This window comes from Ilumatobacter nonamiensis YM16-303 (assembly GCF_000350145.1).
GTDB classification, from domain to species: domain Bacteria; phylum Actinomycetota; class Acidimicrobiia; order Acidimicrobiales; family Ilumatobacteraceae; genus Ilumatobacter_A; species Ilumatobacter_A nonamiensis.
On record NZ_BAOL01000283.1, the window covers coordinates 1 to 7,245 of the forward strand.

Below are 7,245 nucleotides of genomic sequence, written 5' to 3' on the forward strand. Positions count from 1 at the left end.
GCTCCGTGCGCGAACTGTTCACGAGAACGGCGGGCTCAGTCCCAGTCGAGGTGGAGGTGGCGGTACGCGTCACGGAGGATCGATGCCAGTTCGGGGCGTCGGGGGAGGCGTTCGTCGGTACGTTCGAGATCCGGGATCTCGGGGAGCACCGTTCCCTCCGGGGCCTGGAGGACCTCGGCGATCGGGTCGACGAACGCCTCGCGCTCGCGCTGTGCGTGCTGCTCACGCCGCTCCGCGCGGCCCTGCTCCATGCCGTCACGGACGAGTTGGAGATGTCGACGGCGGCGGGGGAGGTCGTCGGCCGGTTCGTCGTGGACGCGAGCATCGTCGCGTCCGTCGTCCCGATCGTCCGCTCCGTCATCCCGGTCGTCATCGTCGCGGTCGGTGCGTTCGTTGCCGCGCCACACGTCGAGCAGTTCGGGTTCCATCAGCAGTTCGTCGGAGAGGACGAACATGGTGGCGATGACGTGCTTGCACGCGTGGTCGTCCCAGTTGTCGTTGTCGGGGCAGTTGCAGACCGCGTGGACGTCTCGACGGAGCGGCATTCCGTCGCCCGGGGTGACCTCGAGCGAGGCGATGTACGGCATCGACCGCGATCCCTGCACTTCGCACGTGACGATGCCGCTCTCGATGACGATGTCGAGCACCGAGCCGTCCTTCGCGTACTGCTTGCCGCGACGAAGTCGCTGCGGATCGCTCATCTCCGCGGCGAGCACCTTCATCATCGTGGCGGGGAGACGCCCGGGCTGCTGCGCGCCGAACGGTTTGCGGGGGCGGCTCACAGATCCTTCTCCAGGACCACGAGGTCGCGGAGTTCGTCGGTGCTCAGCTCGGACATCCATGCTTCGCCCTCGCCGGTGCCGACGACCTGCTCCGCGAGTCGACGCTTGTCGTCGATGACCTGGCTGACCTTCTCCTCGACCGTTCCCTCACACACGAGCTTGTGGACGTTGACGGTCTGGGTCTGGCCGATCCGCCACGCCCGGTCGGTCGCCTGGTCCTCGACCGCCGGGTTCCACCACCGGTCGTAGTGGATGACCTGGCTGGCCGCGGTGAGGTTGAGTCCGGTACCGCCCGCCTTCAGTGAGACGATCAACAGTGGCGGCGCGGACCCGTCCTGGAAGTTGTCGACCATCGCATCCCGCTTGGTGCGCGACACACCGCCGTGGAGGAACGGAGCGTCGAACGTGAACTGTTCGTTGACATGGCGCACCAAGAGGTCGCCCATCTCTCGGAACTGGGTGAACACGAGCGCGCGTTCTCCCTGGTCGAGCAGGTCGGTGACCAACTCGTCGAAGCGGGTCAGCTTGCCCGATCTACCGGCGAGGCGGGAGCCGTCCTTCAGGGCATGTGCTGGGTGGTTGCAGATCTGCTTCAGCCGCATCAGCGCGGCGAGGACCAGCCCGCGGCGGCGCATGCCCTTCGCCTGTTCGGCGTCGACGAGGAGCTGATCGACGACCTGCTGGTACAGCGCCGCCTGCTCCTTGGTGAGCTTCGCGTAGGCGACCTGCTCGATCTTGTCGGGAAGGTCGGGGAGCAGCCGCTTGTCGGCCTTCGTACGACGGAGGATGAAGGGCGAGGTGATCCGCCGCAACTTGGCCGCGGCGTCGGCGGCCACCTCCGGGTCGGCGGCGCGCTCGATCGGGGACGCAAAGGTCTTGCGGAACCGCTCGAGCCCGCCGAGGATCCCCGGGTTGACCGCGTCCAGGATCGACCACAGTTCACTCAGCCGGTTCTCGACCGGGGTGCCGGTGAGCGCGATCTTCTGGTCGGCGCGCAGTTGGCGCACCGCTCGCGCGCCCTTCGTGTTCGGGTTCTTCACCATCTGGGCCTCGTCGAGCACGACGGTCGACCATTCGATCGCGCCGAGGTGCTCGAGGTCGCGCGGCAGCAACCCGTAGGTGGTGATGACGATCTGGAGATCGGGATCGAGGAGGAACATCTCGTCCGCGCTCGCGTCGGAGTCCTCCGACCGGTGAGCCATCGCCTTGACGATCAGGTCGAGTTGCTTGTCGCGCTGCGAACCGTGATGGACCGACACTTCGAGCTTGGGGGTGAAGCGGTGTGACTCGGAGTGCCAGTTGCGCACCACGGACAGCGGGCAGACCACCAGGTGCGGTCCGGGACGTTCGACCAAGTGGGCCAGGGTGGTCGCGGTCTTGCCCAGCCCCATGTCGTCGGCGAGGCAGCCGCCGAGCCCGAGCCGGGAGAGGAACTGCATCCACGCCAGCCCGCGACGCTGGTAGTGGCGCAACTCGCCGACGAACTCACTCGACTCCTGGACTTCCTCGAGCCGGTCGTCCGGGAGGCCCTGGAGCAGGTTGCGCACCCAGTCGGTGTCGGTCATGGGCGAGTCGTCACCGTCGCCGATCGGCTCGCCGTCGGGTCCGAGCATCACGTCGTCTGCGTCGGAGTGCACGGTGATCGTCGGTCGGTCCTCGGACGACTCGTCGTCGTTCGCGAGCTGCAGCAGCTGCAGCGGGCTCACCGTGCTGTGGGACCGCTCCAGCTCCCGCAGCTTGTCCCGCTTGCGGCGGAGTTCGTCGGGGTCGATCCGCACCCATCGGTCGCCGGTGTGCAGAAGCGTGGCCCCGGCCTCCTGGGCGCGCTCGAGTTCGGTGTCGGAGATCTCCTCGCCGCCGACGACCAACTTCCACTCGACGAGCGCTTCGCGTCCGAACTGCTTCTTGCGGTCGTCCTGCGGCGTGGGGGTGGCTTCGCCGCTGACGCGCACCGTGTTGCGGATGAGTCGTTCGGGTCCGATCAGTTCGACGCCCGCCTTCTCCAACTCGAACGGCGCGATGTCGATGAAGTCCTCGGCCGTTTCGAGGTCGAGTTCCACGCTGGTGGGCTCGTGTTCGACGGCGAGATCGGCCAGGCCGGGAACCACGGGTGCGATCCTCGCGACGACGTCGTTCAACAGCCCGACCAGGTTCGGGAGGTGACGCTCCTCGCGAGCGACCTCGATCGCGCGAGCGTTGCGATCCCACAGGTCTGCTGCGGTGCACCAACGCATCGAGTCGGTGTCGTCGACGAGTTCGAGCCGGGCTTCCCACGGGTCGTGCGGGTCGTGCGACATCAGCAGCCGCACCCGGGGAATCACCACCGGTTCGCCCGACAACCTCCGCCGGTGGCGGTCGAGTTCGTCACGCAGTTGAGCGAGCGCGACGACGAACTCGTCGGTGCCGCCGCGCACGACGTGGTCCGGCTTCGCGAGCGCGCCGAACACGGCGCGCAGCGCCTGGGTCGAGCCCTTCCGGCTTCGGCCGACGTCGGCCTTCCAGCCGCCTTGGGACAGGGTCGCACGAGCGACGCCGTCGACCATCAGCTCGAAGATCTTGCGCGTGTCGTGCCCGGAGCCGGCGGTGCAGATCGGCGGACGCGCAGCATCGAGCGTGGTCAGGAGTGCACCGATCTCGTCGTCGACGTCCGGTGTCCAGCGGGCGACGGTGAAGGGACCCTCTTCCACGACGACGGGCGTCATGCGCCCCGCCGTGACCATTCGTCGTGCCAACTCAGCGACGCGCGCGAACCACGCGATCGAGTCGGAGATGACCCCGGTGTCCCGCGGAAGGTCGGACAACCAGACGGCGATCCCGAGCGGATCGAGCTGAACAGATGCCGCTTGCAGAGCGGGGCCATGCGGCACGTCGATGCTGATCCGGGCGATCGCGCCGTAGGAGATGGGCGAGTCGTGCCACCCGCTGCGCGTGCCGTCGGGATCGATCGTGCGAAACCCCGAGTACAGCCACGCCATCGACGCCGCGTCGAACCCGTTCCAGCCCCACACGTGCAACGCGCCGGAGCGCCAGGTGCCCTGCGCCACGTACGGCGGCCGGTGCCGGGACGGTCGTGCCATCAACCCCTCAACCTACCGAGGGGGTCTGACAACGCTGCCGGTGTGACCCGTACGATCGGGGGCGTGTCGTTGGTCGATCAACTGCCGTATGCGCCGTGGACGGAGCGGGGGTCGGTCGTCGACGGTGAGTTCCGGTGGCGGCTCGGCGTGCGGCCGCTCGACCTCCGCGACTGGATCGAGATGGGTCCCGATGCCGAGGGACCGGACGGCTGGATCGCCCAGAAGGCGCGGTTGCTCGACGATCATCGGCCGACCGTGTTCCAGGTGCTCGATGACATCGAACCGGAATGCCGTGAGATCGGCGATGAGCTCGTCGAGCACCTGAAGCATCGCTGGCCCGAGCCGTTCGTGGACGTGTCGTTGGACGCGAACCTGCATCCGCTCGAAGCGGCCAGTCGACTGGTCCCCGAAGATCTCGTGGTGATGGCCGAACGTGATGATCGACTGGTGTTCGGCGGGGGCTCGGTCTGCTTCCCCAACCGCTGGGACCTTCGCTCGAAGCTCGGGCTCACGTTGGCCGAGGTGCACGAGCCGGTCGCGCAGTTGAACGATCAACTCGAGCCGGCGGTCGATCGCTTCCTCGATCGGCTCACGCCGGAGCGTCCGTTCTGGCGACTCGGCTGGGGCATCATCGACGTGGCCGATGGCTACACGCCTGCCGACGGAACCGGCGCTGATCGTCCAGCCGATCCATCCGTCGGCGAATTGTTCGTCCGGGTCGAGCGTGAGACCTTGCGTCGATTCCCCGAGACGAACTGCGTGCTCTTCACGATCCGCACCTACATCGCACCCATCGCCACCGTCCTCGCCGACGCGGACTCGGCTGTGGCGCTCGCCGACGCCGTCGCCGCCATGTCCCCCGGCATCGTCGAGTACAAGGCTCTCGTCGGCCACGTCCGGCCGCTCGTCGACCTGACGCACGGCGCCTGACACCCTCCTGACATTCGCGACGCGCCGGTTCACGCGAAGTTCGCTTGAACTCCCCCGCGTCGACACCGCCCGGCCATCGCCGCCGACGTTCGGGTCCGTACGTTCCCGCCTCACCGCCTGCTCGACCGAGCTGGGGGTCCCCCGAGTATCAGGAGAACGATCCACCCATGATTCCCCGACGAGTCCGCGCGACCTGTGCGTTCCTTGCGTGTTCCTCACTGTTGGTCGCTGCGTGCGGTTCCGACGACGCGAGCGAGTCCTCCGGCAGTGCCGACGAAGCGACCGAGGAAACGACGGCGGAAGCGTCCGACGAAGGCGACGCACCCGTCGAGACCGCCGCGGATGCGACCGAGGCGACCGAGGCGACCGAGGAACCGAGCGAGGACGCGACCGCCGACGCGAGCGGCGATGCGATCGACGTCTGGATCGCCTTCACCGACGATCGCCTCGACTGGACCGAGCAGGTCGCGGCCGACTTCAACGAGCAGAACGACGGCGCCGACGTGGTGATCCAGGGCTACGAGGACTACGAGTCACTGTTCGACGCGACCCTGCTCGCGTTCGACCAGGGCGAGCCGCCGGCCGTCGTCCAGTACTTCGAAGCCGCGACCACCGAAGCCCGCGATGCCGTGGGAGCGAACGGCGACGCCGTGTTTACCAACGTCGAGGATGCGATCGGCGGACGCGACGAGATCAACGGCGTTCCGGTCGTGATCGACGACGTCGTGGAGTCGGCCGCGAGCTACTACACCGTGGACGGCACGTTCACGTCGATGCCCTGGAACACGTCGTCGTCGACCATGTTCCTCAACCGGACACTGCTGGACGCGGCCGGAATCGAGGGCACACCCGAAACGTGGGACGACCTCCGCACGATGTGCGAGGAGTTCATGGCGTCGGATGCAGCGACCGATTCGTGCATCACATGGCCGAACCACTCCTGGTTCCTCGAGCAGAGCGTCGCTCAGCAGGGCGCCACCCTCGTCAACAACGACAACGGTCGTGCGGAACGGGCGACGGAACTCGAGATCGATTCCGCTGCCATGATCGACTACATCGACTTCTGGAAGGGACTGCAGGACGACGGGCTCTACACCTACACCGGTACCCAGCGGGACTGGGGCGGGACCTACGACCTCTTCGCCGCCCAGGAGGTTCCGTTCCTCGTGTACTCGTCGTCGGACACCACGCTGCTGACCGACGAGGGCGTGAACGGTGGGTTCGACGTCGAGTCGGCGTTCATGCCGCACAACGGTGACGCCACCGACGGCGGAGGCAACATCATCGGCGGCGCCACCTTGTGGTTGGTCGACGGACTCGAGGAGAGTGAGCAGGATTCGGCGCTCGCCTTCATGAACTTCCTCAACAACCCGGAGAACGCGGCCGACTGGCATCGCACGACCGGCTACATCCCGATCACGAACGAGTCGGTCGCCCTGCTCGAATCGGAAGGCTGGTTCGAGGAGAACCCGAACTCGTTGGTTGCCAACGAACAGCTGTCTGCCGCGCCGGCCACGCCGGCAACCGCGGGTGCCCTGGTCGGCAACTTCGTGGCCATCCGCGATGTCATCACCGAAGCGGTGGAGGACATCCTCGTCAACGATGTCGACGCTGCCGAGCGGATGGCGACGGCGCAGGAGGATGCGCAGCAGCTCCTCGAAGAATACAACGAGTTGTTCAGCTGACATCCTCGTCTGACTTCCGAGCGCACCACGTTGCGCTCGATGCCGGAAGCCGCGGTTCGAGGGCGACGTCGTGAACGTCGCCCTCGCCGTGGCTGCAGTGGTCCTGGTCGCCCTCGTCGCCGCCGCGCTCCTGGCGCACGCGGCGGGGTCGTTCGGTCGTTCGCGCCTCCTCGGCGCCGCGGCCGGACTCGCTCTGGGCCTCGGTGGCCCGCTGCTGGTGATGGTCCCGCTGCGGTTCTGCACGTTCGGTGACGAGGCCACCACGACCGATCGGTGGTTCGGGCTCGCACTGATGGCGTCCGCCGGGTTCGTGGCGATCCACCTGGGTCGAGCCGCGCTGGATCCGGATGCCGAGCTCCGGCGTCGACAGAGCGGCGACGACGTCGCTCACGGTGTGTTCCGCGGGCACCGCGTGACTCCGTGGCTGCTCCTCGCGCCGACCCTGATCGTCCTCGTCGTGTTCCTCTACTGGCCCGCGCTGCGCACGCTGAGGTTGTCGACGCAATTGGTGCGGCTCGGCGCTCCCCGCAGCGCCGATCGCTGCGTCGCGAACTTCACCGAGTTGATCGGTTTCGATCTTCCGTGGCTCTTCGTCGCGGCGTCGGTGGTGACGGGCGGGCTGATCGTTGCTGCGATGTTCGGTCGACGCTCGGCGGCGTCGTTGCCGCTGGGTGGAGGATGTCATCGGCGCGAAACCATCACCCGATGGGCGTCGACCCTGGCCGTCGGATTCGTGCTGCTGGCGATCGCGGGACTCTGGACCGCCGAGTA

Annotated in this window: 4 protein-coding genes and 1 pseudogene; 3 read left to right on the forward strand and 2 right to left on the reverse strand. The window is 67.6% G+C overall.

Features of this window, described 5'->3' with window-relative positions:
- Positions 1–35 precede the first annotated feature (35 nt).
- On the reverse strand, positions 36–782 hold the full coding sequence (locus ON45_RS19685) for a hypothetical protein (RefSeq protein WP_148288793.1): 747 nt from the start codon (positions 780–782) through the stop codon (positions 36–38).
- Positions 779–3,859, reverse strand: a complete 3,081-nt coding sequence (locus tag ON45_RS19690) for a DEAD/DEAH box helicase (RefSeq protein WP_083915185.1) — start codon at positions 3,857–3,859, stop codon at positions 779–781. The genes ON45_RS19685 and ON45_RS19690 overlap by 4 nt, the downstream gene beginning before the upstream one ends.
- A 42-nt stretch (positions 3,860–3,901) precedes the next feature.
- On the opposite strand from ON45_RS19690, the gene ON45_RS19695 reads away from it, so the two are divergent.
- From ON45_RS19695 to ON45_RS23555, 3 genes and pseudogenes are all read left to right on the forward strand, one after another.
- A complete protein-coding gene (locus tag ON45_RS19695) occupies positions 3,902–4,789 on the forward strand; it encodes a heme-dependent oxidative N-demethylase family protein (RefSeq protein ID WP_158412544.1) in 888 nt (295 codons plus the stop codon).
- Between the two features lie 167 nt (positions 4,790–4,956).
- Positions 4,957–6,474 carry an extracellular solute-binding protein gene (locus ON45_RS19700; protein WP_051063460.1) on the forward strand — a complete coding sequence of 506 codons (1,518 nt, stop codon included), beginning with the start codon at positions 4,957–4,959 and terminating at the stop codon, positions 6,472–6,474.
- A gap of 88 nt (positions 6,475–6,562) precedes the next feature.
- Positions 6,563–7,245, forward strand: a pseudogene (locus ON45_RS23555) (hypothetical protein); the annotation flags it as partial.